We start from the raw sequence: 24,748 nt of genomic DNA, 5'->3' as shown, positions 1-24,748 counted from the left end.
CACCTGAATCATGAACCCGATCGAACTTTCCTTTGAATTCTTTCCGCCGAAGACGGCGGAAGGCGTCGACAAGCTGCGCGCGACGCGCGCGCAACTCGCGCCGCTCAAGCCGAAATTCGTGTCCGTCACGTTCGGCGCGGGCGGCTCGACACAGCAAGGCACGCTCGACACCGTGCTCGACATGCAGAAAGCGGGGCTCGAGGCCGCGCCGCATCTGTCGTGCATCGGCTCGTCGAAGGACAGCCTGCGCGCGATTCTCGACCAGTACCGCTCGCACGGCATCCGCCACATCGTCGCGCTGCGCGGCGATCTGCCGTCCGGCATGGGCGAGGTGGGCGAGCTGCGCTATGCGTCCGAGCTCGTCAGCTTCATCCGCGCCGAGCACGGCGACTGGTTCCGGATCGAAGTGGCCGCGTATCCCGAGTATCACCCGCAGGCGCGCTCGCCGAAGGCCGATCTAGAGAACTTCGCGCGCAAGGTGAAGGCGGGCGCGAACGCCGCGATCACGCAGTACTTCTACAACGCGGACGCGTATTTCCGCTTCGTCGAAGACGCGGCGAAGCTCGGCGTCGACGTGCCGGTCGTGCCGGGCATCATGCCGATCACGAACTTCTCGCAGTTGATGCGCTTCTCCGAGATGTGCGGCGCGGAAGTGCCGCGCTGGATCGCGCGCCGGCTCGAAAGCTTCGGCGACGACAAGGACTCGATCCGCGCGTTCGGCGCGGACGTCGTCACGGGGCTTTGCCGGCGGCTCGTCGACGCGGGCGTGCCCGGTCTGCACTTCTACACGCTCAACGGCGCGGCGGCGACGAAGATCGTCTGCGAGCGGCTGGGGCTCTGACGCCGGCCGGCGCGGCCCGTGCGGCTGCGCGCCGCATTCGTCGCTCATCGCCCGCCGCTCACGCCTGCGCGTGCGCGAGCGGCGGCCGCTTGTCGAACCACGGCTGCGCGAGCTCGAGCTGACGCGCGAGCGTGAACAGGCGCGCATCGTCGCCGTGCCGCGCGACGAACTGAACGCCGACCGGCAGCCCGCGCGCGGTCCAGTGCAGCGGCACCGACATCGCCGGCTGCCCGGTCAGGTTGAAGAGCTCCGTGCAGCCCGCCCACGCGAACGCCTGCTGCGACGCTTCCGCGAGCATGCGCTTGAGGAGCGGCTTCATCGGCAGCACGCCGAGCAGCTCCATCTGCCGCGTCTCGAACGGCGTCGGCTGCATTGCGCCGATCTTGATCGGCGGCGCGGCGAGCGTCGCGCACAGGATCACGTCATAGCGCGACACGAGGCCCGCGACGCGCGCGGTGATCTGCCGCTGCAGCTCGAGCATGTGCGGCAGCCGCTCGCGCGCGAGCCGGCGGCCGACCTGCGCCATCGCCCACGTCGCCGGCTCGAATTCGGCGCGCGCCGGCTTGCGCCCGGTGATGCGCTCCGCGCCGAGCACGAGCTCGTCGGCGATCGCCGCCCAGATCGTCAGGAATACCTCGCCGATCTGCGCGAAGTCGAGGTTGAACGCCGCCGGCTCGACGTTGTGCCCGAGCGACGCGGCAAGCGACGCGGTGTGATCGAGCGCGTCGCGCACGTCGGCCGACAGCGCCGGCGCGAGCATCGGGTCCGTCACGTAGCCGATCTTCAGCGCGGGCGGCGGCGCGTCGAGCGCGCCGAGATACGTGCCGGGCGCGCCCGCACCGTCGAGCGCGCCCGGCGCAATCCGCCCGGTGGTGATGTCGAGGAGGAGCGCGCTGTCGCGAACGCTGCGCGAGACCGCGTGCTCGACGACGATCTCGCCCGGCACGGGCCACGGCGCTAGCGCCGGATCGCGCGACGGCTTGAAGCCGAACAGGCCGCAGCACGACGCGGGAATCCGGATCGAGCCGCCGCCGTCGGACGCATGCGCGAGCGGCACGATGCCCGCGGCGACGGCCGCCGCCGCGCCGCCGCTCGAGCCGCCCGGCGTGTGATCGAGATTCCACGGGTTGCGGCACACGCCGAACAGCGCCGATTCGGTGTACGGCATCTGCCCGAGCTCGGACGTGTTGGTCTTGCCGAAGATGTTGAGCCCGGCCGCCCTCGTTCGCGCGATGAGCGGCGAATCTTCGGCCGGCACGTAGTGACGATAGTGGCGGCTGCCGAGCGACAGCGGCAGCCCGCCCACCGCGGAGCCGAGATCCTTGACGAGATACGGCACGCCGGCGAGCGGGCCGTTGAGCGCGCCGCTCGTCGCGCGATCGCGCGCGGCCGCGTAGTCGTTCAGCACGATCGCGTTGAGCGCCGGATTGAGCGCTTGCGCGCGGCCGATCGCGGCGTCGAGCAGCTCGCGCGCGCTGACTTCGCGCTGCGCGACGAGCTGCGCGAGCCCGATCGCGTCGTGGCACAGATAGTCGGACTGCACAGTCATCCCCCGTGGTGACGAGCGGCGAACGATTCGGAATGCGAGAGCGGTGACACGGCGCGCGCCCGCGCGATGCGCGGGCGCGGCGATTGCCGGCAGCTTACAGGTGTTCGGCGAGGAAAGTCAGCGTGCGGCCGTGCGCGAGCGCCGCTGCGCGCTGGCCGTACGATGCGCGGTCCGGGCAGTTGAAGCCGTGCTGCGCGTCCGGATACAGGTGGAATTCGGCGTTCGCGCGGCCGGCGAACGCGGCCTTCACCGTGTCGACCGCGTCGGGCGGAATCGACTGGTCGTGGCCCGCGTAGTGGAACAGGATCGGCTGCGTGACCTTCGCCGCGACGTCGACGTGATTCTGAATGCCGCCGCCGTAATACGCGACTGCGACGTCGACGTGCCGCTGCGCCGCCGCGAGATACGCGAGACGCCCGCCGAAGCAATAACCGATCGCGGCCAGCTTGCCCTCGACCTCGGGGCGCGCGCGCAGCGCCGCCGCGGCCGCGCCGATGTCTGCGACCGCCTGCGCGACGTCCGTCTTCTGCAGCAGCTCGATGCCCTTGTCGCGGTCGGCGCCTTCGTAGCCGAGCTCGACGCGCGGCTGCGTGCGCCAGAACACGTCGGGCGCGAGGGCGACGTAGCCGTCGGCCGCGTACTGATCGGCGATCGAACGGATGTGGCCGTTCACGCCGAAGATCTCCTGGATGATGACGATGGCCGGGCCCTTGCCGCGCTTGGGCAGCGCGAGGTAGCCGCCGAACGTGTCGTTGCCGGCGGGGATGTCGATCCATTGCGAAGCCATGCTGATCTCCTGGCAAAGCAAGACCGGTGAAGGTCCTGACGGTGAATGGGGAAGCGGCGCCCAGTGTGCCATCAAACCCGCGTCGTTGCAGCGCGGCGAAACGGCTCGCGCGGCGCGCGCGGCGGCCGAATCGGCGGGCCCCACGCCCCCCCGCGAGCCTTCTCGCCGCGCGAACGGACCGATCTGGATTATTCATTTTTCACGCATCGCGCGTGCGCGTAGAGTCGGTTCGTCGAGTATTCGATTCCGCCCGTCTTTTTGCATGACCGCCTCCGCATCCCGGCCTCCCATCCATTCGAGGATTCGCCATGACTTCCCGTATCGCTACGACTCCGTTCGCCGCCCGTTTCGATTTGCGCCTGCCGCTCGTGCAGGCGCCGATGGTCGGCGCGACGACGCCCGCGCTCGTCGCGGCCGCTTCCAACGCCGGCGCGCTCGGCAGTCTGGGCGGCGCGTCGTTCGCGCCGGACAAGCTGGCCGCCGAGATCGCCGCGGTGCGCGCAGCGACGCGCCGCCCGTTCGCCGTGAATCTGTTCGTGCTGCCCGACGCGCATCCGGACGACGCGGTCGTGCGCCGTGCGCTCGGCGCGATCGATCCGCTGCGCGCGCAGTTCGGGCTGCCGCCCGGCGCGCCGCCGGCGCGCTACGCGCCCGACTTCCACGCGCAGCTCGACGCGCTCGTCGATGCGCGCGTGCCGGCCGCGAGCTTCACGTTCGGCGTGCTCGATAAAGACGATGTCGCGCGGCTGCAGGCCGTGGGCACGTATGTGATCGGCACCGCGACGCATGTCGCCGAAGGGCTCGCGTGGCGGGCGGCGGGCGCCGACGCGATCTGCGCGCAAGGCGCGGAAGCGGGCGGCCATCGCGGCACGTTCGTCGGCTCGGCCGAAGACGCGCTCGTCGGCACGATGGCGCTCGTGCCGCAGCTCGTCGACGCGACGGAGCTGCCGGTGCTCGCGGCGGGCGGCATCATGGACGGGCGCGGGATCGCCGCCGCGCTTGCGCTCGGCGCGCAGGCGGCGCAGCTCGGCACCGCGTTCCTCACGTGTGCGGAAAGCGCGATTCCGGCGTGCTGGAAAGCGCGTCTGCTCGCGAGCGACGATACGTCGACGTCCGTCACGCGCGCGATCACGGGCCGTCATGCGCGCGGCATCCGCAATGCGCTGATGGCGCAACTGACCGAGCGACTCGATTCGGTCGCGCCCTATCCGGTGCAAAACGCGTTGACGCAGGAGTTGCGGCAAGCCGCCGCGCGTGCGGGCGACGCCGAGTATTTGTCGTTGTGGTCCGGCCAGGGGGCGCCGCTCGGCAAGCACCGCGATGGAGCGCAAACGGCCGCTCAATTGATCGACGCGCTCGACGCCGAATGGCACGCGACCCTTTCTCGCCAGGGTATTTCGGTAGCCTGACGAATTGGCCGGCGCGACAAAAAAGCACGCCGGCCGCATTGCCGATACGTTCTGCTTGCCGAATTATTTCAGCCGGAAAGCATTGATTAAAAACATGATTAAAATCGCTTTCCCAATCATTAAGCATGCCTTTCATTTTCCGCATTCATTCTTCATCCGAATAGGCGCAAACCCTTATGTGGAGCGGGTTTGCGGCCGGCGATCCCGGCTTTGAAAAAAGGCGACATCGGTAGTCATCCCAGTTCTCTAAAAATATCCTACTGATAAATTTGATCACCTACACTTGCGCGCAAGCACGTGAAGGCCGCCCCGCATGCGGTGCATCGCGCGCTTAATTGGTGCAGGTGGATAAAGCAATGCAGCCGGCGAATGCCCAGTGATTTTTGTCGAGCACGGGGATCGGTGCGGGGCGTCGGTGAAAGTGTTTTCTTGGGATTGAAACTGGAGACTTACATGAATATCAAGATGCAAAAGCTGCTGCCGATCAGCGCGGCGGCTATGCTGTTGGCTGCAGCCGCCACGAACGCTGCCGCCGACCAGGTCGTCAAGATCGGCCATGTCGCACCGTTGACGGGCGGGATCGCCCACCTTGGTAAGGACAACGAAAATGGTGCGCGCCTCGCGGTCGAGGAGATCAACGCAAAGGGTCTCATGATCGGCGGCCAGAAGGTGACGCTCCAGCTCGACGCACAGGACGACGCGGCCGACCCGCGCACCGCAACGCAAGTCGCGCAGAAGCTCGTCGACGACAAGGTCGTCGCGGTCGTCGGCCACCTGAATTCGGGCACGTCGATCCCGGCCTCGAAGATCTACAGCGATGCGGGCATCGTGCAGATCTCGCCGTCGGCGACGAATCCGGCGTACACGCAGCAAGGCTTCAAGACGACCTACCGCGTCGTCGCGACCGATGCGCAGCAGGGCCCGGCGCTCGCGAACTACGCGCGCTCGAAGGGAATCAAGAGCGTCGCCGTCGTCGACGATTCGACGGCCTACGGGCAGGGTCTTGCGAACGAGTTCGAGAAGAAGGCGAAGGCGCTCGGCCTGAAGGTGGTGTCGCATGACGCGACGAACGACAAGGCGGTCGATTTCCGCGCGATCTTGACGAAGATCAAGGGTGAAAATCCGGATGCCGTGATGTACGGCGGCATGGACGCGACGGGCGGCCCGTTCGCGAAGCAGGCGAAGCAGCTCGGCCTGCGCGCGAAGATCTTCGCGGGCGACGGCGTCTGCACGGAAAAGCTCGCGGACCTCGCGGGCGATGCGACCGACAACGTCGTGTGCTCGGAAGCGGGCGCGTCGCTGGAAAAAATGCCGGGCGGCGCGGCGTTCAAGGAGAAGTACGAGAAGCGCTTCGGCCAGCCGATCCAGATCTACGCGCCGTTCACGTATGACGCGGTATACATCATCGCCGACGCGATGAAGCGCGCGAACTCGACGGACCCGGCGAAGATCGTCGCGGCGATGCCGAAGACGAACTACACCGGCGTGATCGGCACGACGACCTTCGATTCGAAGGGCGACCTGCAACACGGCGTGATTTCGCTGTACGACTACAAGAACGGCAAGAAGTCGTTCCTGGCCGAAGTGAAGATGTAACCGTCTGAGCGGCCGACGGAGGGGGCGAGGCGCGCATGCCCGAAGGCATGCGCGCCTCGTTTTTTTGTCGATGCGGAAAGCGCGCGATGCGCGCGGCGGCCGATGGCCGATTGAACGCCGTTTCGCCGCTGCGCCGGGGCGTCGCCTCGCGGGCTCGCCTCGCCGATTGCCGGGTCAGATCTTCAGCCGGCTCAACGCCTTCGGCGCGACGATTGCGACGAGCGCCGCGCACAGCGCAACAATCGACAGCCCGACCGACAGGTTGGCCGCCTGCGCGACCGCGCCGATCGCGACCGGCCCGAACAGCATCCCGAAGTACGCGAGCCCCGCGACATGCGCGAGCCCTTCGGCCGCATGGATGCCTTCGACCCGCGCGGCGGCGGCGAACAGCACGGGCATCATGTTGGCGAGGCCGAGGCCCATCAGCGTGAAGCCGATGAGCGCGACGACAGGATACGGCAGCGCGAGCGCGCCGATCATGCCGACGCACGCGAGCGTCGCGCTCGCGCAGACGAGCTGCGGCGCGCCGAAACGTGCGCGGACCGCATCGCCCGCGAAGCGCGCGGCGGCCATGCCGCCCGAGAACGCCGCATAGGCGGCGCTCGAGAACGCCGGCGACGCCAGGACGACGTCGCGCATGTAAACAGTCGCCCAGTCGTACATCGCGCCTTCGGCGATCAACGCGACGAGTGCGATCGCACCGAGCGCCCACAGCGCAGGCGAGCGCCAGCGGTTCGCGCGCGGGCCGCCGTGCGCGGCGGCCGCGTGCGGCGCGTGCGGCAGCACGGCCGGGCACGCGAGCCCGAGCACGAGCGCGCTCACGAGCGCGGCGAGCGCGAGATGCACGGCGCTCGCCATGCCGGCCGACAGCAGCGCGCCGCCCGCCGCCGCGCCCGCCATCCCCCCGACGCTGAACATCCCGTGCAGCATCGACATGATCGGCTTGCCGAATGCCGATTCGACGGCGCTCGCCTCGGCGTTCATCGCGACGTCGAGCGTCGCCATCGAGAAGCCGAACAGCGCGAGCACCGCGAGCAGCAGCGGGTAGGTCGGCACGACGAGGATCAGCGCGCCGCACGCGGACATCGCGAGGCCGCCCGCGAGGCACGCGGTGCGCGATCCGACGCGCGCGATCCAGCGCGCGTTGGTCGTCATCGCGACGATTGAGCCGATCGCGACCGCGAGGAGTGCGAACGACAGCAGCGCGGGCGACAGCGCGAACTTGTCGCGCACCGTCGGCACGTGCACGCCCCACGAGGCATACATCATGCCTGCGACGAAGAAGAGCGCCATCATTGCCGCTCTCGCGCGCTGACGGGTGGAGGCGGGAAGCCGGCGATGGCCGGAGGCGGGCGAAGCGAGATCGGGTGACTGGTCGGGCACGGGGAAGCTGGGCGAAGGAATGGAGAGCGGTTGCGAACAGCTTGCAAAGCTTACGCGACACTTAACGAAAACAGCGCCGATTCTAGCGGAGCGCGGAGCATCTCGCTTGCGCTGCCGGGTTGCGCACGAGATGCCGCCGGGCGCATGCTTGACGTGCGCCCGGCGCGGACAGTTGCGCCGGCGCGACCAACGTTTCGCTCTTGCAAGCAAGGATTGCGCACGTGAACATTTCCGCCGCCTTACCGCTTCATTTGCTTCACCGCAATGCGCTCGGCACGCTCGCGACGCACACGCGCGCGCCCGAAGGCTATCCGTATCCGACCGTGGTGCCGTACGCGGTCGACGCGCGGCACCGGCCGGTCGTGCTCGTGAGCGGGCTCGCCGAGCATACGCGCAATCTCGCGGCCGATCCGCGCGCCGGGTTTCTCGTCGTCGACGGCCTGGGCGACGCGGCGGGCGCGGCGGACAGCGTGCTCGAGGCGGAGCGCGCCACGCTCGTCGGCCGCTTCGAGCCGGCCGGCGCCGATCCGCACGTGGCCGCGCGCTATCTGCGCTATCACCCGGACGGCGAGCGCTATCTCGCGCTCGGCGACTTCACGTTCTGGGCGCTCGCGTGCGAGCGGCTGCGCTATATCGGCGGATTCGGGCGGATGGGATGGCTCGACGCAACCGAGCTGGACGCGCTCGCGCCCGTCGGCTGTGACGACGAGCGCGCGCTATGGGACGAGTACGACGCGTCGCCGGAGCGGCGCGCGGGGCTCGAGCTGCTCGGCGTCGACCGTTACGGCGCGGACTGGCGCTTGAACGGGCGCAGGCGCCGCACGCCGTTCGACGCGCCGAAAATGGATGCCGAAGCGTTGTCCGCGGCGCTGCGCGAGGTCGCCGCCGTTTCGCTCACGTAAAGCGGTTGCGCCGATTATGAGCGATTCCGCACATTGTGAGCGTATTAAACGAGATAAGACGGCGTCCATGCTTTCAATCAACGGAACCTTTCGTTTCATGAAAACTTCCAATTTCGATTGTTCGGATCAATTGCGCAGTTTGCGAGCTTAAAATATGTCCTGAATTTTGCCAATCCACTTGTAAGACTGGCGATAATTGCAAATGAAGCGGATGCTGGTCAATTTGAACAATCAAATCACAAAGTACAACATTTATTTTCTGCGATGCGGTATTCACTGAATTCTTTTTTGTGCTAACCTTTGATCCAATTATCCGAGGCATCGTTAGTTAAGATGGCAAGCCGGCTCAAGATCGGCGCCATTTGGTCAGATAAAAGGGAATTTATGTCTTCTTACAAGGACCTTCTCGCTCAGCGAGAGAAGCTGGAGAAGCAGATCGAAGAAGCCAAGTCGCGCGAATACGCGGAGGTATTGGGCGACGTCAAGCAAAAGATCGCCGATTACGGTTTCACGCTCGCAGAACTCGGTCTCGGTCGTGGCAAAGCTGGAAAGGCGGGTCGTCCCCGCGCCGGTGTCGCGGCGAAATACCGCGACCCGGAATCCGGCGCGACCTGGTCAGGCCGCGGGAAGCCTCCTCGCTGGATCGCCGGCAAGAATCGCGAGCAATTCGCAATCTGAGCGCAACCTGCCCGCCAAACACAAAAGGCCACGCCCTTTCGAGGAGAACGTGGCCTTTTGTGTTTTGAATGCCGGGCGCCGCGCCCGGTATTTGTCATAAAAGTGTCATGTTGATGCTAAATGAAAATGCGTTGCGTTTCCATAAGCGGTTGATTTTGCTTGTTTTTTTGAGCCCGCTTCGCGCACTTTCAAGTCCGGCTTGATAGAATTGCGGTGTCCTTTGCCGCATTCGATATTTCATGTCTACGTTTTCAAATGACGACCTGGCGTCGGAAAAACAGGTCGTCGCCCGCAAGAGTACATTCGTCAGCATCGTCCTCAACGTGATTCTGGCGACGCTGCAGGTGGTCGTCGGTGTTATTGCGCATTCCCAGGCTTTGATTGCCGATGGCGTCCACTCTTTGTCGGATCTGGTTTCCGATTTTGTGGTGCTGCTCGCCAACCGGCATAGCGGCGCAAAACCGGACGCCGACCACAATTACGGTCACAGCCGTTATGAAACGGTTGCTTCATTCTTTCTCGGCGCAATCCTGATCGCGGTCGGCGTCGGGATGTTGTGGCGCGCGGGCGACCGGCTCGTGCATCTCGAAAACATCCCGCCCGTCCACGCGAGCGCGCTCGCGGTCGCGGTGGTCGTGCTGCTGTCGAAGGAGGGGCTGTTCCGCTACATGCTGCGCGAGGCGCAGCGCGTGCGCTCGGCGATGCTCGTCGCGAATGCATGGCATGCGCGTTCGGACGCCGCGTCGTCGCTCGTCGTCGCGATCGGCATCGTCGGCAGTCTTGCCGGCGTGCGTCTTCTCGACCCGATTGCCGCGGCGATCGTCGGCTTCATGGTCGCGCGGATGGGCTGGACGTTCGGCTGGGACGCGCTGCAGGATCTGTCGGATCGCGCGCTCGACGAGAACGCGTCGGCCGAAATCCGCGCGCTCATCGTATCGACGCCCGGCGTGCGCGACGTGCACGATTTGCGCACGCGCAAGATGGGCGATTCGGCGCTCGTCGATGCGCATATCCTCGTCGATCCGATGATGTCCGTCTCCGAGGGGCACTACATCGCGGAGGCCGTGCGCGCGCGCGCGCTCACCGACCGGCGCGTGCTCGACGCGCTGATTCACGTCGACCCCGAGCACGACGTTGCGCGCCGCACGGTGCTCGACCTGCCGCCGCGCGATCGGATCGAAGGGCAGATCGAGACGGCGCTCGAGAAGGCGGGGCTGAAGGCGAGCACGATCAACCTGCACTACCTGAGCACGGGGCTCGAAATCGACATCACGCTTGCGCCGGGCGCAAGCGGGGATCGGGAGGGCGACCACGATCCGGCCGCTCGTTTGGACATCGAAGCATTGAAGCGGCTGTTCGGCGCGCGACGCCTCAGCATTTCGCGCGCGCTCGTGTCGAGCGACGCGGCGGCGGTCGGCCGGCCGTTCTGATCGGGTCGAGCGCGACGCGGCGCGGGCGGCGCCGAAGCCGCCTGAACCTGCTCGAACCCGACTGGGCCCGCGTCAGAGCGGCAACTGCGTATCGAACTTGATCTCGCGCAGCACGACGCTCGTGCGCACCTGCGAAACGGCAGGAATCTTGAAGATCCGCTCGTGCAGGAAGATGTCGTAGGCCTTAATGTCCGGGGCGACGATCTTGAGGATGTAATCGGCCTCGCCCGTCGTGCTGTAGCACTCGGTCACCTCGGGGCAGGTCGCGATCTCCCGCTCGAACTGCTCGACGCCGCCTTCGTTGTGGCGGGTCAGGTGAACGTGCGCGAGCGCGCAGATATGGAGCCCGAGCTTCTCGCGATCGAGGAGGGCGGTGTAGCGCTGGATCACGCCGGACTGCTCCATATCCTTGATGCGGCGCCAGCACGGCGTGCTGGAGAGGCCGACCTGATCGGAGATCTCCTGCACGGAGCGGCGCGCGTCGAGCTGCAACAGGCGAAGGATTTTTTGCGAAAAGGTATCGAGGGTCACCTGCGCCTCCAAAGCGGCTACATCATTTGGCAATGGTAGAGGCGGGTGAAAAGAAAGGCAATCTGAGGCCGTTGAAACGAGCGATATTCGCTAATTTCTCGGGCCGTCGGCGGCATTTTGTGCTGATTCGTCAGCTTCTTCGACGGGCGGCGCCGACGCCTTCGCCGTCTGCAGCGCGCGCAGGTCGGCGAGCATGTTGCAGAAGAGCGCGCCTTGCTCGATCGCGTCGTCGAGCGCGATGTGCGTGTGCGGATGGTCGTCGAACCAGTGCTTCGGGAAGCGCGGCTTGATCGCCTTCCGGTACGGCAGGCCGGTGATCGCGAACGCGAGCGTCTTGATGTCGAGTGCCGACCACGAGAACGGGCAGCGCCCGGTGAAGCGCATCATGTACCAGAACATGAACGTGAAATCGAAGCCCGCCGGCATCGCGACGAACACGGGCTTGCCGGGCAGCGCCTCGACCCATTCGACGTACGCGGCGAGCGCCGCCTCCGGCGCTTGCAAATCGCGCCGGCATGCGGCCCACGCTTCGGGCTGCGTCTTCCACCAGGCATCCTGCACCGGGTGAGCCGCCGCGCCCGGCAGCAACTCGAGATTCGCGGAGAAGGTCGCGATCAACTGCTTGTCCTCGGTGAACGCGGCGGACGCGAAGCTCAGCATCGAATGCGGGCCCGGGATCGGGCCGTCCGCCTCGACGTCGGTGCTCACGTAGATTTCGCGGATCGGCATCGGCGCGGCGCTCATCCCGCCACCCCGTCTGCGACGAACGGATTCGTGCGGCGCTCGTTGCCGAACGTCGACACGGGGCCGTGGCCGGGCACGAACGTGACGTCGTCGCCGAGCGGCCAGAGCTTTTCGCGGATCGAGCGGATCAGGTCCGCGTGGTTGCCGCGCGGGAAGTCGGTGCGGCCGATCGAGCCGGCGAACAGCACGTCGCCGACGATCGCGAGCCGATGCGCGCGGCTGAAGAACACGACGTGGCCCGGCGTGTGCCCCGGGCAACGATAGACCTCGAGCGTCTCTTCGCCGAACGTCACGGTATCGCCATCGTCGAGCCAGCGGTCCGGCTCGAACGCTTCGGCGGCCGGAAAGCCGAAGCGTTCGCTTTGCATCGGCAGCTTCTCGATCCAGAAGCGCTCGTCCTCGTGCGGCCCCTCGATCGGCACGCCGTAATGCGCGGCGAGCCGCTTCGCGCCCGCGCAATGGTCGACGTGACCGTGCGTGAGCAGCACCTTCTCGACCTGCCCGCTCTGCCGGGCAACTTCCTGCTCGATCAGTTCGAGATCGCCGCCGGGATCGACGACGGCGGCGCGCCCTGTCTTCTCGCAAACGAGCAGCGAGCAGTTCTGCTGGAACGGCGTGACCGGAATGAGCGTGACTTTCATGGCGCGAGCGGCGGCTAAAAGCCCCGATTGTACTGGCCCGACGGATCGCCCGCCGCGCGCGCCGGTTCAATGTCGATTGTTTCGATCATAGAGAGAATCAATCATCGGAAGCGGTCGTTTTTGAGGCGACTGTTTTCGTTTATGTATAATGCGGCCCAGTGTGCGTGGAAGACCACGCCGTCAGTGGGCGTTCGGAACCTGTTTTCTTCCGGTTTCCGTGACGCCGTCAATGCAAGAGCCGCCGGTTGTCCGGCGGTGCATCCAGTGCCGATTCGTCGGTGCTCACGTCTTGTCCGGCCGGGCGCAACGCGCCCGCTGCGGCCCTGCTGCCGCGACGCCGGATGAGGCCTATGCCGCCGTTCCTGCGCGTTTGAGTTCACGATGCGCACGAACGTGGAAGCCATGTTCGATTGGCGGCATGTGGGGTCTGGTCAGGCTGCCGGGGACAGGTTGCGCCAGACGTGAAAGCTAATCAGGACCGGTTGCGGCAGAACGTGAGCCGCGCCAGATGCAAGCCGCCCGCGCGCGAGCGCGACTGGGGCATGCATGTCCGTCCGGATCGCATTCGTGGCGACGCGATCCGTACAAGCAGGCGACACGTCGATGAGATTTCGATTACCGAGACACCTCGGGACTCTAGCTGTATTTTTCGCGCTGACGGGCTGCGCGGTGCCGCCGAACGCACCGACTTCCGAACAGGCGAAAGGCGCCGCGGCGAAGGACGCGCTGCGCACGGCCGCGTCAGGCGCGGCCAACAACAATAAGGAATCGGCGGGCGCGCCGCTGAACTTCGACACGGCGCTCGCTTCGATGCCCGCAGCCGGCTCGCAGGACGCATCGCGCCCATCGCTTGCGGACGCGAAGCCGATCGACGCCGCGGACGTTTCGGATTTCCGCCAGACGGGGCGCGCATCGTGGTACGGCAAGGGCTTTCACGGCCGCCGCACCGCGAACGGCGAACGCTTCAACATGAACGAGCTCACGGCCGCGCACCGCACGCTGCCGCTCGCGTCGTACGTGCGCGTGACGAACCAGGCGAACGGCAAGTCTGTCGTCGTGAAGATCAACGATCGCGGACCGTTCTCGCGCGGCCGGATCCTCGATCTGTCATATGCGGCGGCGAAGGTGATCGGCCTCATCCACGCGGGCACCGCGCGCGTGAAGATCCAGGGGCTGTCGCCCGAAGAGGCGCGCGTCGCGCGCGACGAGACGCTCGCGTCGAACCTCACGAAGTAATCGCGGCAAGGGCGGCGCATCGGCCGCCCGGACGACAATCGAACGCATGCGAAAGGGGCCGCTTCATGCGGCCCCTTTCGCTTGTGCGGCGAATCCTTACTCCTCTTCTTCTTTCTTCAGCGCGAGCGCGCGCGCATAGAGCGCGTTGCGCGACGCGCCCGTCAGCGCCGCCGCGAGCTTCGCCGCACTCTTGACCGGCACTTCGTCGAGCAGCAGCTTGAGCAGCGCGTCGTGCGCGCGTTCATCATCGTCGCGCTCGTCCTGCGGCGCGCCCTCGACGACGAGCACGAACTCGCCGCGCTGCCGGTTCGCGTCCGCGCGCAGCCACGTTGGCCCTTCGGCCAGCGTGCCCTCGAACAGCTCCTCGTGTAGCTTGGTGAGCTCGCGCGCGATCAGCAGCCGGCGGTCGCCGCCGAGCGTCGCCGCGAGCGCCTCGACCGTCTCGACGATCCGGTGCGGCGCTTCGTAGAACACAAGTGCGTATGGATGCGTCTTCAGCGGCTGGAGCGCCGCGTCGCGCTGCTTCGGCTTCGGCGGCAGAAAGCCCGCGAACGTGAATGCGCCCGCCCAGGCGCCCGCCACGCTGAGCGCAGCGGCGGCCGCGTTCGCGCCCGGCAGCGGGATCACGCCGAAGCCGGCGGCGCGCACGGCGTCGACGAGTTTCGCGCCGGGGTCGGAAATGCCGGGCGTGCCGGCGTCCGACACATACGCGATCCGCTCGCCTGCGCGCAGGTGATCGATCAGCCTCGCGGCGGCCGCGCGCTCGTTGTGCTCGTGCACGGCGACGAGCGGCTTCGAGATTCCGTAGCGCGCGAGCAGTTGGCCCGTGTTGCGGGTGTCCTCGGCGGCGATGCGGTCGGCGAGCGCGAGCACGTGCAGCGCGCGCAGCGTGATGTCGGCGGCGTTGCCGATCGGCGTCGCGACGACGTAGAGGGCGCCCGTCGGATAGTGCTGCGCCTGCGCGAGATCGAGGAGGGAAGTCATGACACGAAAGGCGCCCGCACGCGGCGCAAACGGAAGAAGCCCCGCATTGTGCCACGCGCGCGCGTCGCGGCAGGAGGCGGGCGATGCCGAAGCCGCGCCGCGCAACAGCTTTTCGAAGGCGGCCGGGTCTGGGCGCGTCGTCGGCGCCGCGTTCGAGACGCGCGCGCAGCGCTTCCTCGAGCGCGCTGGGCTCGCGCTCGTCGCGCGCAACGTGACCGTGCGCGGCGGTGAAATCGACCTCGTGATGCGCGAGCGCGACGGCACGCTCGTGTTCGTCGAAGTGCGCGCGCGCACGAGCGGCCGCTATGGCGGTGCGGCGGCGAGCATCGGCGCGCGCAAGCGCATGCGGCTCCTGCACGCGGCGCATGCGTTCTGGGCGCGCACGGGCGGCGCGAGCGCGTGCCGCTTCGACGTCGTCGCGTTCGAGGGCGGCCGGCTCGAGTGGCTGCGCGACGCGTTTCGCGCCGACGAACCCGCTTAGCTTGTGTCGAGATGTAAGGAGATGCGGCGACGCTCGGGCGGCGGGGGCGGAGTGCGGTAAACTCGCCGCACTCACGATGCCGCGCGACGCAGACCACGCGCGCAGTACCCGATTAGGAATCGATGTCAGTCGAACGTATTCAGCAACATATCCGCGACAGCGCCGCGCTCGTTCGCGAAGCGCTTGACGCGCTGTCCCTGCCGATCGCGGCGGCCGTCGACGCGATGTTCATGGCGCTCGCGAACGGCAACAAGATCGTCGCATGCGGCGACGGCCCGTCGGCCGCCGCGAGCGAGCGGCTGGCCGCCGCGCTGATCGGCGGATTCGAGCGCGAGCGTCCCGGCCTGCCCGGGCTCGCGCTCCACACCGATGCGAGCCGCTCCGGCACCGGGGGCGACGGAGATCAGATCTTCGCGCAACAAGTGCGCACGCTCGGCCAGATGGGCGACGTGCTGCTCGTGCTCGATCCGCTCGGCGAATCGCCGCGCGTGCTGGCCGCCGTGGAGGAGGCGCGCGAGCGCGAGATGATCGTCATCGCGCTGACGGGCAACGGTGGAGGACGCCTGGGCGCGTCGCTCGCCGACACCGATATTCAGATCTGCGTGCCGTCCGAGCGGGCGGTGCGCATCCAGGAAGTTCATCTGCTGACCATCCATTGCCTGTGCGACGGCATCGACGCGATGCTGCTGGGCGAGGATTGATTCGAAGGAGAGCCGTCGATGAGTAACAGCCGCGTCAGACAGACGCTAGTCAGAACTACGCTCGTGATCGGCCTGTCGGCCGGCCTGGCCGCAACGCTGCAAGGCTGCGTGCTGGCAGTTGCCGGCGCGGCGGCGGGCGGCGGCGCGCTCGTCGCGACCGATCGCCGCACGCTCGGCGCGCAGACCGAGGATCGCGAGATCCAGGTGAAGGCGCTGACGCAGATGAACAACGGGCTGCCGGACGGCTCGCACGTGAACGTGACGGTGTTCAACCGCCGCGTGCTGCTGACGGGCGAAGTGCCGAGCGACGCCGCGAAGCAGCGCGCCGAAGAGATCGTCCGCGGGATCAACAACGTGAACGCGATCGTCAACGAGCTCGGGGTCGGGCCGGCGAGTTCGCTGTCGGACCGGGCGAACGACTCGTATCTCGAAGGCCGCGTGAAGACCGCGATGATCGCCGAGAAGGGCATCTCCGCGAACAACTACAAGGTGGTGTGCGAGCGCGGCAACGTTTATCTGATGGGTCTCGTGACGACCGACGAAGGCAGCCGCGGCGCGGACGTCGCGAGCCGTGTGCCGGGCGTCGAGAAGGTCGTCAAGGTGTTCCAGTACATCAAGCCGCAGGAAGCCCAGGCGCTGACGGCGGCGACGCCCGCGAGCGGCGCGTCGGCGGCCGCCGCGCCCGCGACGGCCGCCGAAGGCGCGACGGTCGGCGCGGTGCCGGATTCGAGCGTCACCGCGACGCCGCTGCAGACGCCCGCGCCGGTCTCCAATTCGACGAACGTGCATCCGGGCAATCCGAAGGCGGGGACGCCGTGATGGTGGCGAAGTACGTGAAAAGGATGATGGGCGGTGCCGTTGCTTCGATTGTGGTGCTTGGCGGCGCGATGGTGGCCGCGCCGGCGCGTGCGGATGTCGGCGATGGCCTGAAGGTCGCGCGCAGCAACGCGTGCATGGGCTGCCACGCGGTGGACCGGAAGCTCGTCGGGCCGTCGTTCCGGCAGATCGCCGAGCGATACAAGAGCGATCAGCAGGCGGTGCCGAAGCTTGCGAAGAAGGTGAAGGACGGCGGCTCGGGCGTGTGGGGCGCGATCCCGATGCCCGCGCACCCGCGGATGAGCGATGCCGATGTGCGCTCGGTCGTTCAGTGGGTGCTGGCCGGCGCGCCGTCGAAATAATCGGCGCAAATCTGTTGTCAAGTGCTGATGATGTGATGTATTATCATCGGCTGTTGGTGAGGGGCGGTAGCTCAGCTGGGAGAGCGTCGCGTTCGCAATGCGAAGGTCGGGAGTTCGATCCTCCTCCGCTCCACCAAAGAATTCAAAGGGCTTGGCCGAATGGCCAAGCCCTTTTTTTGTTTGGCCGGCTAAGACCTCCTCAAAACACTCAACAGAGCAGCGCGCCGAACCGCACAGCAGCCCACGCAACCGGCCATCGCAAACCACTTCGCGCCGCTCTCCTTCGCGAATCAATCAACCGCGCCCATACCTGCGCTCCAACCCCGCCGCCTTCCCACCCTCCGGTTCGAGCTTCAACGCGTAATACAGCACCACGAGCAACACGAGCCAAGCCGGCCCGACATAAAGCGCGACCCGCGTGTCCGGAAAATAAGCCATCAACCCGACCACGAGCACGAGAAACGCGAGCGCCACCCAGGACCCATACGGCCAGAACGGCATCCGGAACCGCAGCGCGCGCTCCTCTGCCGGCGCGAGGCTCGCGCGAAACTTCATCTGCGTGACGAGAATGACGCCCCACGTCCAGATCGCCCCGAACGTCGAAATCGACGTCACCCAGACGAACACCTTCTCCGGCACCAGGTAGTTGAGCAGCACGCCCACCAGCAGCGCCACCATCGAAACAAGAATCGCCCGGCGCGGCACGCCGCTTGCCGTCGCCTCGCCGAACGTGCGCGGCGCGTGGCCCTGCTTCGCGAGGTTGTACAGCATGCGCCCCGTGCTGAAGATGCCGCCGTTGCACGACGAAAGCGCCGCCGTCAGCACGACGAAGTTGATGATGCCCGCGGCCGTCCTGATGCCGAGCCGCTCGAACGTCATCACGAACGGGCTGCCTTGCGTGCCGATCTCGTTCCACGGGTAGATCGACAGAATCACGAAGAGGGCGCCGCCGTAGAAGAGCAGGATGCGCCAGAACACCGAATTGATCGCGCCCGGAATCGTCTTCTGCGGATTCTCCGCTTCACCCGCCGTCAGCCCGATCATCTCGACGCCGAGGTACGCGAACATCACCATCTGCATCGACATCAGCACGCCCTGCGCACCGTTCGGGAAGAAGCCGCCGTGCGCCCAGAGGTTCAAGATGCCGATCGGCACGCCGTGATTGCCGATGCCGAAGGCGATCATCGCGATGCCGGCCGCGATCATCACGACGATCGTCACCACCTTGATCAGCGCAAACCAGAATTCGAACTCGCCGTATGCCTTCACGGTGAGCAGGTTCACCGAGCCCATCGCGGCCAGCGCGGCGAGCGCCCAGATCCAGCGCGGCACGTCCGGGAACCAGATGCCCATGTAGATGCCGACCGCCGTGATTTCGGCGATGCAGGTGACGAGCCAGAGGAACCAGTAGTTCCAGCCCGTCAGGTAGCCAGCGAGCGGCCCGAGGTAGTTGCGCGCGTAGCGGCTGAACGAGCCGGCGACCGGCTCGTGCACGGCCATCTCGCCGAGCGCGCGCATGATCACGAAGATCACGGCGCCGCCGATGATGTACGACAGGATGATGCCGGGCCCCGCCATCTTGATCGCATTGGCCGAGCCGAGGAAAAGGCCGACGCCGATCGCGGCGCCGAGCGCGATCAGGCGCATCTGTCGTTGTCCGAGCCCTCGGTGTAGGTCGGTTTCCGTACTTCCTTTCTGCATCGGGATGTCTCCTTTGAGTTTGTGAAATCGGCAACGCATGCGTCGGCGCCGTGCGCATGCCTCGCGTCGTCTCGAGGACGGCGAGCAGGATGTGAATCGGCTGCGCGAAGGCGCGCGGGCAGCGCTTCAGGCGCGCGCGGTACGGACGTCCCGCTTGCGCGAGCCGGCGTGACTCAAGTGGAAGATAGGGCGAACAACACGCGGTGAAGTGGTGCATGACGTCGCGCGGCGCGGTCGGCGCTCGGCGGCGATGGCGGGCGTGGTGCGCGCGTATCGGTTCGCGCGGCGAATCGGTGGATGCATCGAGCGTTGTCTCCAGCATGCATGAACAGATGCCCCCCGGTCGGAGTCTGGTATTTGGCGCTATGCTAGTGGCTGTTCGCGAGTGGATGTTCCTGTATTTGTCTTAATTTTAGTAAAAGAAACTATGGGCGCGCGAGCACGCAGCGTCGTGCACGATACCCCGATCGCACGCGCCATCCGAACGACGACATTCACGGAGTCCGATCATGACGATCGACAGCGGTTGGGTTGCGTCTACCGGGTTGCCTGCGGCCGTCTACTGGTTCTGTTTCGGCTATGCGCTCTTTCGCGCGTTCGGGCCGCGCCACGCGCGCTATCCGAAGCTGATGCGCGGTTATGCGATCGCGTGCGCCGGCGCGATGCTGTTCGGGTTGCTCGCGGCGTTCGGCGTCGAGATTCGCGCGCCCGATGCGTCGGCGCTCTCGTCGCTCGGGACGACGGTCACGTTCATCGGGATAGTCGGCGTGTTGATCGGCTGCATGTGCGAAGCGACGGTGTCGTTCGGCAGGCGCTGGGAGCGCTGATTCGGCTCCGCTTTTCGGGCTCGTTCGACTGAATGCCGGGTTCGTGCGCGTCGACTTGAAGCGGCTGTAAAAGCGAATGCAAACACAGGAAAACATTGGGCCTGCGTGCGAAGAACAAGAGTTATCCACACCCAGATCTGGAAATCCTCGGGATAACTCGTCGCCCAGCCTGTGGACCAAATCTTGATAAAACCGGCCTCGCTTCCGGACGCATCGAAGTTGTCCTTTGCTCGCGGCGGATATTCACGCACAGCCGATACAGTTATGGAATTGATGCCGCTCTGATCCGTCAGGGAAAACCTGGGTTGTCCACAGGAAAGAGCCGCTTTTGTTAACTTTTACTACGTATACATCCATCAATTAAAAGAATTGGAGACAAAACGGCCGACGGCGCTTGTGTCGACGCCGAAAGCAGTCGACGAGTCGAATCGAACAAAGCCGCATTGGCAGGGTTGATGAGAACTGTGTTCGGTTCGAATCGACTGGATGGAGAAAGGCGTGCCGATGCGTCGTCGCGTCGATTCGGATTCGAGCGAGCTCGCAGCCATCGAACGTTCACGGAGGCGCACAGAAACGGGCTGGCGGAAAACGTGACGTTGCGCGGCTGAATGTAGATTGCTTCCGTCGCCAAGCAGCGCGATCCGCAGCGGAGATGCGAATCGATATGCACAAGGAAAAGACGCCGAAGAGAGCGAAGCGTGCATGCGCGCATCTCCGCCGCGCGCATGCCGATGAAAAGCCCGGACAACGCGGCCGCGCTTACCGGCCCGTCGTCTCGTAATCGACGCCAGGAACCGCCCGCTCGACGAGTACGAGGTGCTCCCCCTCCGAAGTGCGTTCGACCCGCGCATCGACCGCATACGCGCGCCGCAAGCGCGCCGGTTCGAGCACTTTGAACGGCAAGCCGTCCGCCCGCCAGCACGCCGTCCGGCCCGAGCAGCACCATCCGGTCGCAGAAGCGCGATGCGAGATTCAGATCGTGCATCGCGACGACGACGATCGCCGCGCGGCGGCTTGCCGCGTCGCGCATCGCTTCCAGCGCGAGCAATTGCCAGCGCAGGTCGAGCGCGCTCGTCGGCTCGTCGAGCAGCAGGAGCGGCGTGTGCCGCACCAGTACCTGCGCGAGGCCGACCATCTGGCGCTGGCCGCCCGACAGGCTGTCGAGCGGCTTCATCGCGAGCCGGTGCAGGCGTAACTGCTCGAACAGCCATCGCGTCTGCGCCGACTGATCAGCGTCATGAAAAGCGGCACGCCGACGAGCGCGGTGATGATGCCGATCGGCAGCACGAGGCCGCTGATGAGCGTTTTGCTGAGGATCGACGCGCCCGACAGCATGATTGCGCCCGCAAGCATGCCGCCCGGCAGGTAGTAGCGGTGATCGTCGCCGACGAGAAGTCTCGCGATGTGCGGCCCGACGAAGCCGATCGTGCCGACGAACAAAACATCACCCTGTACCCGAACGGCGGCGTGGCCGGGGCGCGCGCGAGCGTCGCGCGGCAGCGGGTCGGCATGCGGCTGCCGACGCCCGCCGCGCTGCGCCGCCGCTATCCGCTCTCGGCTGCCATCCAGACGACCGTCGACGCTGGCCGACGGCAAGTGCAGGCGATTCTCGAGCAGCGCGATCCGCGCTGGCTCGCGATCGTCGGACCGTGCTCGATCCACGATCCGCAGGCAGCGCTCGACTACGCGCTGCATCTCGCGCGCCTCGCGGATGCGGTGCGGGACGTGTTCTGCGTCGTGATGCGCGTGTATTTCGAAAAACCGCGCACGACGGTCGGCTGGAAGGGGCTCATCAACGATCCGCGCCTCGACGGCAGCCATCGGATCGACGAAGGGCTCGCGACCGCACGCCGGCTGCTGTGCGAAGTGAACGCGCTCGGGCTGCCGGCCGCGATCGAGGCGCTCGATCTCGTCACGCCGCACTACCTCGGCGATCTTGTGAGCTGGGCGGCGATCGGCGCGCGCACGACCGAATCGCAGGTGCATCGCGAGATGGCGTCGGGGCTGCCGATGCCGGTCGGATTCAAGAACGGCACGGACGGCGGCGTCGAGATCGCGATTCACGCGATGCAGAGCAGCATGCGGCCGCACGCGTTCATCGGCTTGCACGACGAAGGCTATCCGGTCGTGCTGCATACCGACGGCAATCCGTACGCGCACCTCGTGCTGCGAGGCGACCGCGACGGCCCGAATTACGATGCCGCGAGCGTCGCGGCGGCCGCGCACGCGCGTCTCGCCGCTCACGTTGCGCGGCGTTGACGCGTCCGCGCGCGCGTTGCGCATCCATTCATCGAACGAACAGGAGCCTCATGTCCACGACTTCCGTTGAAACCCCGGCCGCCGCCGAGCGCGCCGGCTTGCCGCTGACGCCGCTCCTCATCGCGAACTTCACGATGATGGCGGGCAACTACGCGTTCGTCGCGCTCGCGGCGCCGCTCGCGCGGATGCTGCATCTGCAGGCGTCGCATATCGGCGCGGTCATCGCCGTCGTCGGAGTCGTCTGGATCGCGGCTGCGCGTCGCTGGGGACGCGCCGCGGACATTCGCGGCCGCGTGCCGGCGATGCGAACCGCGATCGGCATGGTGATCGCGCCGCCGCTCGCCGGCTGGATCGGCCGTTACGATCTCGCCGCGACGCTCGCCGTGTTCGCGCTATTGCCGCTCGCGGGCCTGCCGGGGCTCGGCCGTCTCGACGACGCGCGGCCGCGCGAGGTGCGCGGTGCGCCGCCGCGGCTCAAGATGACCGACGCGCGGATCCGGCGGCCGTGGCTCAGCGCATTCGCGCTGTACAGCGTCATCGCGATCGCGAACAGCGCGCTCGGGTTTTACGTGATCGATTGGTTGCACGTCGACGCGCGGCGCGCAGCCGCGACGCAGTGAAGGCATCGATCGCGCGCCGCTCGCTTGCGGCGATGCGCGATGCGCATCAGACCGCGCAGCGCGCGATGTGGAAGCGCAGTTCCGACTCCTCCGGATCTCCGTCGCCGCTGCGCGGGCGATAGACGCCGATGGTCGTGCCGGACGATGCGGTGGGCGCAAGCGTGACGGTCCAGTCCGAATCGGCCGAATACGGGCCAATCAGGACCGTCGTCGGGTTGCGTTGCGCGACGCGCGCCTGCGGTACGCGGCTCGTCAGGCAGCTTTCAACATCGCGCGGGCTGCGCGGCGATGCGACGTAGATGATCCGGCCGCTGGGCGATTCGGCCTGCGGGCCGTTCGCGGGCGAGCCTGCGCAGCCGGCGAGTGCAGCCACGGTGCCGGCGAGCGCGCAGCTAGCGAGAATCTGAGTCGATTTCATGGGCGATCCAAGGTGAGTCGTTCGGCAAAAACGCATCCGGATTCCATGCGTTTCGCGTCGGTCCGATGCGCGACGTCGCGCGAACGGCGGCGCGCCGAAACGATAGAGGAAAAATCCGATCGTGTCGCGAGCCTAACAAGGCATGCGCGTCGTTTGTGTTAAAAATTGTTTTCGATCGGGCTCGTCGTACCGCTTGCGAGCGTTCGCCGCGGCTCATTCGAGGTCGCGCGTATCGCGAGCGAATCGAATGCCGGGCGAATGTGATCGCGTCGTGCGTCACCGTATCATGCATGAAGGCACGCGGTTTCTGTCGACATCGACCGTGCGAATTGCACGATTCACGCTCGCTCATCGAATCGCACGCAAAAAAACAATGCGCGGCATTTGACCGAGATCTGAAAGATCATTTGCCGATCATGCTATCTATTTGATCTTTCGAGCCGATATTCGAATCACCTCGAAAGACGCGCACGGCGTGTCAACGCGGCGCGCACGCGCTGCGTTATAGAGCCGGCGCACGAGCATTCATGCCGACAAAAGCCTTACGTCACGTAAGGCGCGAGCCGTGAATCTCGAACAACACCGGCGTCGGATGCGCTCCAACGCATCGTCATTAACCGGATATTTCCGTTTGGATATTCAAGGAAAAACAATGAAGAAGATCATCGCTTCGGTGGCAACCGCCGCTATCGCATTCGCTTCGGCTTCCGTGTTCGCGCAAGCGTCGGCACCGGCAGCGTCGGCACCGGCGGCAGCTTCGGCTGCGAAGCAAGACAAGAGCAAGGCGAAGCACGAGCTGAAGAAGCACGGCTCGGCGAAGGCCAAGGCGAAGGCGGAAGCCGCGTCGGCAGCCGGCACGAACGGCAAGGGCGCGCAGCAGTAAGCGCCTGTCGGCGGCGGCGCATGCGTCGCCGTCGGCTCGTGACGACGAACCCCGCGTTCTCGCGAACGCGGGGTTCGTTTTTTGCGCGCGTGATCCGCGCCCGATGCACGCGTCACGCGTGCGGCGGCTTTGGCGGCGACACGTGGTCGATCAGCGCGCGCATGCGCCGCCAGTGCGAGCCCTCCCAGAACACGCGACGGCAGACGTCGCAGGTGACGAAGCGCGTGTGACGCTGCAGCACGCCTTGCGGCGCGCGGCCTTCGGCCTCGGCGGGATCGATGCGCCGCAGCGGCGCGTTGCACGACAGGCACAGCCGGAACGGTTGCGCGGCGCCGGCGAGATCGAGCCGGTCGAACAGCTCGCGCAGTTGCGCCTGCGGCTTCAGCGCGCGCACGTAGCAGCCGTGCGTGATCGTGCGGCGCTTGAGCAGCTCGCGGTCGCGCGTGAGGACGATCCGCGCTTCGCGCGCGGCGATCGCCTCGATCAGGTCGTCCGGGTAGTGGTTGTCGTACAGCGTGTCGAAGCCCGCCAGCCGCAGCAATTGCGCGAGCCCGCCGAGATGCGCGTCGGCGATGAAGCGCGTGACGCGCAGCGGCGCGGCGCGCACGCGCAGCAGCGGGCGGATGTCGATCGCTTCGAAGGTCGGGTAGACGGCGACGCGGTCGCCATCTTCGAGCGCGCGGCTGAACGGCGCCGATTCGCCGTTGACGAGAATCAGCTCGACTTCGGTGTGCGGAACGCCGAGTGCCTCGATTGCGTGCTTGACGCTCGCGCCGCGCATGCACGCGCGCTCGAACTCGCGGCGGCGCAGCGGCCGCGCGAGGAAATCGTTCAGCTCCTCGTAGAAGCGGAAAGTCACGGTGACCATCGGCCCAGTATCGCACCGCCGCACGCTTGTCGCACGTCGCGCGCGATGGCTGCCGCGAAACGGCAAATGTCGCGCGCCTGTGCTCTACTCGTGCTTTCGAC

At 66.7% G+C, this 24,748-nt stretch carries 26 protein-coding genes, 1 tRNA gene and 2 pseudogenes; 16 read left to right on the top strand and 13 right to left on the bottom strand.

Features of this window, described 5'->3' with window-relative positions; translation table 11 throughout:
- Nucleotides 1-10 precede the first annotated feature (10 nt).
- The gene (gene metF / locus WS92_RS27935; protein WP_006023806.1) at nucleotides 11-841 is read left to right on the top strand and encodes a methylenetetrahydrofolate reductase [NAD(P)H]; all 831 of its coding nucleotides are present in this window, start codon (nucleotides 11-13) and stop codon (nucleotides 839-841) included.
- Nucleotides 842-899: 58 nt separating this feature from the next.
- Here the strand turns inward: metF and WS92_RS27930 are convergent, their stop codons facing one another.
- Together WS92_RS27930 and WS92_RS27925 are read right to left on the bottom strand one after the other, a co-directional pair.
- Nucleotides 900-2,390, bottom strand: a complete 1,491-nt coding sequence (locus WS92_RS27930) for an amidase (protein WP_059934772.1) — start codon at nucleotides 2,388-2,390, stop codon at nucleotides 900-902.
- A gap of 94 nt (nucleotides 2,391-2,484) precedes the next feature.
- Nucleotides 2,485-3,177, bottom strand: a complete 693-nt coding sequence (locus tag WS92_RS27925) for a dienelactone hydrolase family protein (RefSeq protein ID WP_009913901.1) — start codon at nucleotides 3,175-3,177, stop codon at nucleotides 2,485-2,487.
- Between the two features lie 308 nt (nucleotides 3,178-3,485).
- On the opposite strand from WS92_RS27925, the gene WS92_RS27920 reads away from it, so the two are divergent.
- Nucleotides 3,486-4,586 (top strand): NAD(P)H-dependent flavin oxidoreductase, encoded by a 1,101-nt coding sequence (locus tag WS92_RS27920; protein WP_059934773.1) that lies wholly within the window; start codon nucleotides 3,486-3,488, stop codon nucleotides 4,584-4,586.
- A 453-nt stretch (nucleotides 4,587-5,039) separates the two neighbouring features.
- Nucleotides 5,040-6,182 (top strand): branched-chain amino acid ABC transporter substrate-binding protein, encoded by a 1,143-nt coding sequence (locus WS92_RS27915; RefSeq protein ID WP_059934774.1) that lies wholly within the window; start codon nucleotides 5,040-5,042, stop codon nucleotides 6,180-6,182.
- 174 nt (nucleotides 6,183-6,356) lie between these two features.
- Here WS92_RS27915 and WS92_RS27910 read toward each other — a convergent pair whose 3' ends face one another.
- Nucleotides 6,357-7,565 carry an MFS transporter gene (locus WS92_RS27910; protein WP_059934775.1) on the bottom strand — a complete coding sequence of 403 codons (1,209 nt, stop codon included), beginning with the start codon at nucleotides 7,563-7,565 and terminating at the stop codon, nucleotides 6,357-6,359.
- Between the two features lie 221 nt (nucleotides 7,566-7,786).
- Between WS92_RS27910 and WS92_RS27905 the strand changes: the two genes are divergently transcribed.
- Nucleotides 7,787-8,467, top strand: coding sequence for a HugZ family pyridoxamine 5'-phosphate oxidase (locus WS92_RS27905; protein ID WP_015600090.1), 681 nt, complete (start codon nucleotides 7,787-7,789; stop codon nucleotides 8,465-8,467).
- Nucleotides 8,468-8,540: 73 nt separating this feature from the next.
- Here the strand turns inward: WS92_RS27905 and WS92_RS33595 are convergent, their stop codons facing one another.
- Complete coding sequence (locus WS92_RS33595; protein WP_009913893.1) at nucleotides 8,541-8,789, bottom strand: hypothetical protein; 249 nt, start codon at nucleotides 8,787-8,789, stop codon at nucleotides 8,541-8,543.
- 62 nt (nucleotides 8,790-8,851) lie between these two features.
- Between WS92_RS33595 and WS92_RS27900 the strand changes: the two genes are divergently transcribed.
- Complete coding sequence (locus tag WS92_RS27900; protein ID WP_015600403.1) at nucleotides 8,852-9,145, top strand: H-NS histone family protein; 294 nt, start codon at nucleotides 8,852-8,854, stop codon at nucleotides 9,143-9,145.
- A gap of 239 nt (nucleotides 9,146-9,384) precedes the next feature.
- Nucleotides 9,385-10,575, top strand: a complete 1,191-nt coding sequence (locus WS92_RS27895) for a cation diffusion facilitator family transporter (protein ID WP_059934776.1) — start codon at nucleotides 9,385-9,387, stop codon at nucleotides 10,573-10,575.
- Between the two features lie 72 nt (nucleotides 10,576-10,647).
- Here the strand turns inward: WS92_RS27895 and WS92_RS27890 are convergent, their stop codons facing one another.
- The 3 genes from WS92_RS27890 to WS92_RS27880 all read right to left on the bottom strand — a co-directional run bounded on the left by WS92_RS27890 (nucleotide 10,648) and on the right by WS92_RS27880 (nucleotide 12,491).
- The gene (locus WS92_RS27890; RefSeq protein WP_004195771.1) at nucleotides 10,648-11,106 is read right to left on the bottom strand and encodes an Lrp/AsnC family transcriptional regulator; all 459 of its coding nucleotides are present in this window, start codon (nucleotides 11,104-11,106) and stop codon (nucleotides 10,648-10,650) included.
- 90 nt (nucleotides 11,107-11,196) lie between these two features.
- Nucleotides 11,197-11,850: a 3'-5' exonuclease family protein gene (locus WS92_RS27885; RefSeq protein WP_015601404.1), complete on the bottom strand. Its 654-nt coding sequence runs from the start codon at nucleotides 11,848-11,850 to the stop codon at nucleotides 11,197-11,199.
- The gene (locus WS92_RS27880; RefSeq protein ID WP_059934777.1) at nucleotides 11,847-12,491 is read right to left on the bottom strand and encodes an MBL fold metallo-hydrolase; all 645 of its coding nucleotides are present in this window, start codon (nucleotides 12,489-12,491) and stop codon (nucleotides 11,847-11,849) included. Before WS92_RS27880 ends, WS92_RS27885 begins: the two co-directional genes overlap by 4 nt.
- Nucleotides 12,492-13,094: 603 nt before the next feature.
- Here WS92_RS27880 and WS92_RS27875 point away from each other — a divergent pair.
- Entirely contained in the window at nucleotides 13,095-13,727 is a 633-nt protein-coding gene (locus WS92_RS27875; protein ID WP_059934778.1) for a septal ring lytic transglycosylase RlpA family protein, read from the top strand.
- A gap of 96 nt (nucleotides 13,728-13,823) precedes the next feature.
- Here WS92_RS27875 and rsmI read toward each other — a convergent pair whose 3' ends face one another.
- A complete protein-coding gene (gene rsmI, locus WS92_RS27870; protein ID WP_059934779.1) occupies nucleotides 13,824-14,711 on the bottom strand; it encodes a 16S rRNA (cytidine(1402)-2'-O)-methyltransferase in 888 nt (295 codons plus the stop codon).
- A gap of 46 nt (nucleotides 14,712-14,757) precedes the next feature.
- On the opposite strand from rsmI, the gene WS92_RS27865 reads away from it, so the two are divergent.
- The 5 genes from WS92_RS27865 (at nucleotide 14,758) to WS92_RS27845 (ending at nucleotide 17,207) form a co-directional block, all read left to right on the top strand.
- Complete coding sequence (locus tag WS92_RS27865; RefSeq protein WP_015601782.1) at nucleotides 14,758-15,192, top strand: YraN family protein; 435 nt, start codon at nucleotides 14,758-14,760, stop codon at nucleotides 15,190-15,192.
- 122 nt (nucleotides 15,193-15,314) lie between these two features.
- The gene (locus WS92_RS27860; protein ID WP_006023787.1) at nucleotides 15,315-15,893 is read left to right on the top strand and encodes an SIS domain-containing protein; all 579 of its coding nucleotides are present in this window, start codon (nucleotides 15,315-15,317) and stop codon (nucleotides 15,891-15,893) included.
- 18 nt (nucleotides 15,894-15,911) lie between these two features.
- Nucleotides 15,912-16,712 carry a BON domain-containing protein gene (locus tag WS92_RS27855; RefSeq protein ID WP_043281834.1) on the top strand — a complete coding sequence of 267 codons (801 nt, stop codon included), beginning with the start codon at nucleotides 15,912-15,914 and terminating at the stop codon, nucleotides 16,710-16,712.
- Nucleotides 16,709-17,071, top strand: coding sequence for a c-type cytochrome (locus tag WS92_RS27850; RefSeq protein WP_171845246.1), 363 nt, complete (start codon nucleotides 16,709-16,711; stop codon nucleotides 17,069-17,071). The genes WS92_RS27855 and WS92_RS27850 overlap by 4 nt, the downstream gene beginning before the upstream one ends.
- Before the next feature lie 60 nt (nucleotides 17,072-17,131).
- A tRNA-Ala gene (locus WS92_RS27845) sits at nucleotides 17,132-17,207 on the top strand.
- Nucleotides 17,208-17,365: 158 nt separating this feature from the next.
- On the opposite strand, the gene WS92_RS27840 is transcribed toward WS92_RS27845, so the two are convergent.
- Nucleotides 17,366-18,772, bottom strand: coding sequence for an amino acid permease (locus tag WS92_RS27840; RefSeq protein WP_059934781.1), 1,407 nt, complete (start codon nucleotides 18,770-18,772; stop codon nucleotides 17,366-17,368).
- A gap of 509 nt (nucleotides 18,773-19,281) precedes the next feature.
- Between WS92_RS27840 and WS92_RS27835 the strand changes: the two genes are divergently transcribed.
- Nucleotides 19,282-19,599: a hypothetical protein gene (locus tag WS92_RS27835; protein WP_059934782.1), complete on the top strand. Its 318-nt coding sequence runs from the start codon at nucleotides 19,282-19,284 to the stop codon at nucleotides 19,597-19,599.
- A 331-nt stretch (nucleotides 19,600-19,930) separates the two neighbouring features.
- On the opposite strand, the pseudogene WS92_RS35315 reads toward WS92_RS27835, so the two are convergent.
- Together WS92_RS35315 and WS92_RS27825 are read right to left on the bottom strand one after the other, a co-directional pair.
- Nucleotides 19,931-20,815: pseudogene (locus WS92_RS35315) on the bottom strand (ATP-binding cassette domain-containing protein); the annotation flags it as partial.
- Nucleotides 20,770-21,042: pseudogene (locus WS92_RS27825) on the bottom strand (iron chelate uptake ABC transporter family permease subunit); the annotation flags it as partial. The pseudogenes WS92_RS27825 and WS92_RS35315, both read right to left, overlap by 46 nt.
- A gap of 66 nt (nucleotides 21,043-21,108) precedes the next feature.
- Here WS92_RS27825 and WS92_RS27820 point away from each other — a divergent pair.
- Together WS92_RS27820 and WS92_RS36845 are read left to right on the top strand one after the other, a co-directional pair.
- Nucleotides 21,109-21,858 (top strand): 3-deoxy-7-phosphoheptulonate synthase, encoded by a 750-nt coding sequence (locus WS92_RS27820; RefSeq protein ID WP_082744157.1) that lies wholly within the window; start codon nucleotides 21,109-21,111, stop codon nucleotides 21,856-21,858.
- A 50-nt stretch (nucleotides 21,859-21,908) separates the two neighbouring features.
- Complete coding sequence (locus tag WS92_RS36845; RefSeq protein ID WP_059934783.1) at nucleotides 21,909-22,478, top strand: hypothetical protein; 570 nt, start codon at nucleotides 21,909-21,911, stop codon at nucleotides 22,476-22,478.
- A gap of 46 nt (nucleotides 22,479-22,524) precedes the next feature.
- Here the strand turns inward: WS92_RS36845 and WS92_RS27810 are convergent, their stop codons facing one another.
- The gene (locus WS92_RS27810) at nucleotides 22,525-22,896 is read right to left on the bottom strand and encodes a hypothetical protein (RefSeq protein WP_059934784.1); all 372 of its coding nucleotides are present in this window, start codon (nucleotides 22,894-22,896) and stop codon (nucleotides 22,525-22,527) included.
- Nucleotides 22,897-23,548: 652 nt separating this feature from the next.
- Between WS92_RS27810 and WS92_RS36005 the strand changes: the two genes are divergently transcribed.
- A complete protein-coding gene (locus WS92_RS36005; protein WP_015600273.1) occupies nucleotides 23,549-23,779 on the top strand; it encodes a hypothetical protein in 231 nt (76 codons plus the stop codon).
- Between the two features lie 112 nt (nucleotides 23,780-23,891).
- Here WS92_RS36005 and WS92_RS27800 read toward each other — a convergent pair whose 3' ends face one another.
- Nucleotides 23,892-24,647 (bottom strand): Mut7-C RNAse domain-containing protein, encoded by a 756-nt coding sequence (locus WS92_RS27800; RefSeq protein ID WP_006023776.1) that lies wholly within the window; start codon nucleotides 24,645-24,647, stop codon nucleotides 23,892-23,894.
- Between the last annotated feature and the right edge of the window lie 101 nt (nucleotides 24,648-24,748).

The sequence above is a fragment of the Burkholderia sp. MSMB1588 genome (assembly GCF_001546925.1).
In the GTDB taxonomy this organism is placed as follows: Bacteria; Pseudomonadota; Gammaproteobacteria; order Burkholderiales; family Burkholderiaceae; genus Burkholderia; species Burkholderia humptydooensis.
This window is presented reverse-complemented; position numbering and strand designations above follow the sequence as displayed.

Excerpts from the sequence above, each read along its gene's own strand:
- metF (WP_006023806.1), top strand. The coding sequence starts at position 11 with ATGAACCCGATCGAACTTTCCTTTGAATTCTTTCCGCCGAAGACGGCG.
- WS92_RS27930 (WP_059934772.1), bottom strand. The coding sequence starts at position 2,390 with ATGACTGTGCAGTCCGACTATCTGTGCCACGACGCGATCGGGCTCGCG.
- WS92_RS27925 (WP_009913901.1), bottom strand. The coding sequence starts at position 3,177 with ATGGCTTCGCAATGGATCGACATCCCCGCCGGCAACGACACGTTCGGC.
- WS92_RS27920 (WP_059934773.1), top strand. The coding sequence starts at position 3,486 with ATGACTTCCCGTATCGCTACGACTCCGTTCGCCGCCCGTTTCGATTTG.
- WS92_RS27915 (WP_059934774.1), top strand. The coding sequence starts at position 5,040 with ATGAATATCAAGATGCAAAAGCTGCTGCCGATCAGCGCGGCGGCTATG.
- WS92_RS33595 (WP_009913893.1), bottom strand. The coding sequence starts at position 8,789 with ATGCCTCGGATAATTGGATCAAAGGTTAGCACAAAAAAGAATTCAGTG.
- WS92_RS27900 (WP_015600403.1), top strand. The coding sequence starts at position 8,852 with ATGTCTTCTTACAAGGACCTTCTCGCTCAGCGAGAGAAGCTGGAGAAG.
- WS92_RS27895 (WP_059934776.1), top strand. The coding sequence starts at position 9,385 with ATGTCTACGTTTTCAAATGACGACCTGGCGTCGGAAAAACAGGTCGTC.
- WS92_RS27885 (WP_015601404.1), bottom strand. The coding sequence starts at position 11,850 with ATGAGCGCCGCGCCGATGCCGATCCGCGAAATCTACGTGAGCACCGAC.
- WS92_RS27880 (WP_059934777.1), bottom strand. The coding sequence starts at position 12,491 with ATGAAAGTCACGCTCATTCCGGTCACGCCGTTCCAGCAGAACTGCTCG.
- WS92_RS27875 (WP_059934778.1), top strand. The coding sequence starts at position 13,095 with ATGAGATTTCGATTACCGAGACACCTCGGGACTCTAGCTGTATTTTTC.
- rsmI (WP_059934779.1), bottom strand. The coding sequence starts at position 14,711 with ATGACTTCCCTCCTCGATCTCGCGCAGGCGCAGCACTATCCGACGGGC.
- WS92_RS27860 (WP_006023787.1), top strand. The coding sequence starts at position 15,315 with ATGTCAGTCGAACGTATTCAGCAACATATCCGCGACAGCGCCGCGCTC.
- WS92_RS27855 (WP_043281834.1), top strand. The coding sequence starts at position 15,912 with ATGAGTAACAGCCGCGTCAGACAGACGCTAGTCAGAACTACGCTCGTG.
- WS92_RS27840 (WP_059934781.1), bottom strand. The coding sequence starts at position 18,772 with ATGCAGAAAGGAAGTACGGAAACCGACCTACACCGAGGGCTCGGACAA.
- WS92_RS27835 (WP_059934782.1), top strand. The coding sequence starts at position 19,282 with ATGACGATCGACAGCGGTTGGGTTGCGTCTACCGGGTTGCCTGCGGCC.
- WS92_RS27820 (WP_082744157.1), top strand. The coding sequence starts at position 21,109 with ATGCGGCTGCCGACGCCCGCCGCGCTGCGCCGCCGCTATCCGCTCTCG.
- WS92_RS36845 (WP_059934783.1), top strand. The coding sequence starts at position 21,909 with ATGTCCACGACTTCCGTTGAAACCCCGGCCGCCGCCGAGCGCGCCGGC.
- WS92_RS27810 (WP_059934784.1), bottom strand. The coding sequence starts at position 22,896 with ATGAAATCGACTCAGATTCTCGCTAGCTGCGCGCTCGCCGGCACCGTG.
- WS92_RS36005 (WP_015600273.1), top strand. The coding sequence starts at position 23,549 with ATGAAGAAGATCATCGCTTCGGTGGCAACCGCCGCTATCGCATTCGCT.
- WS92_RS27800 (WP_006023776.1), bottom strand. The coding sequence starts at position 24,647 with ATGGTCACCGTGACTTTCCGCTTCTACGAGGAGCTGAACGATTTCCTC.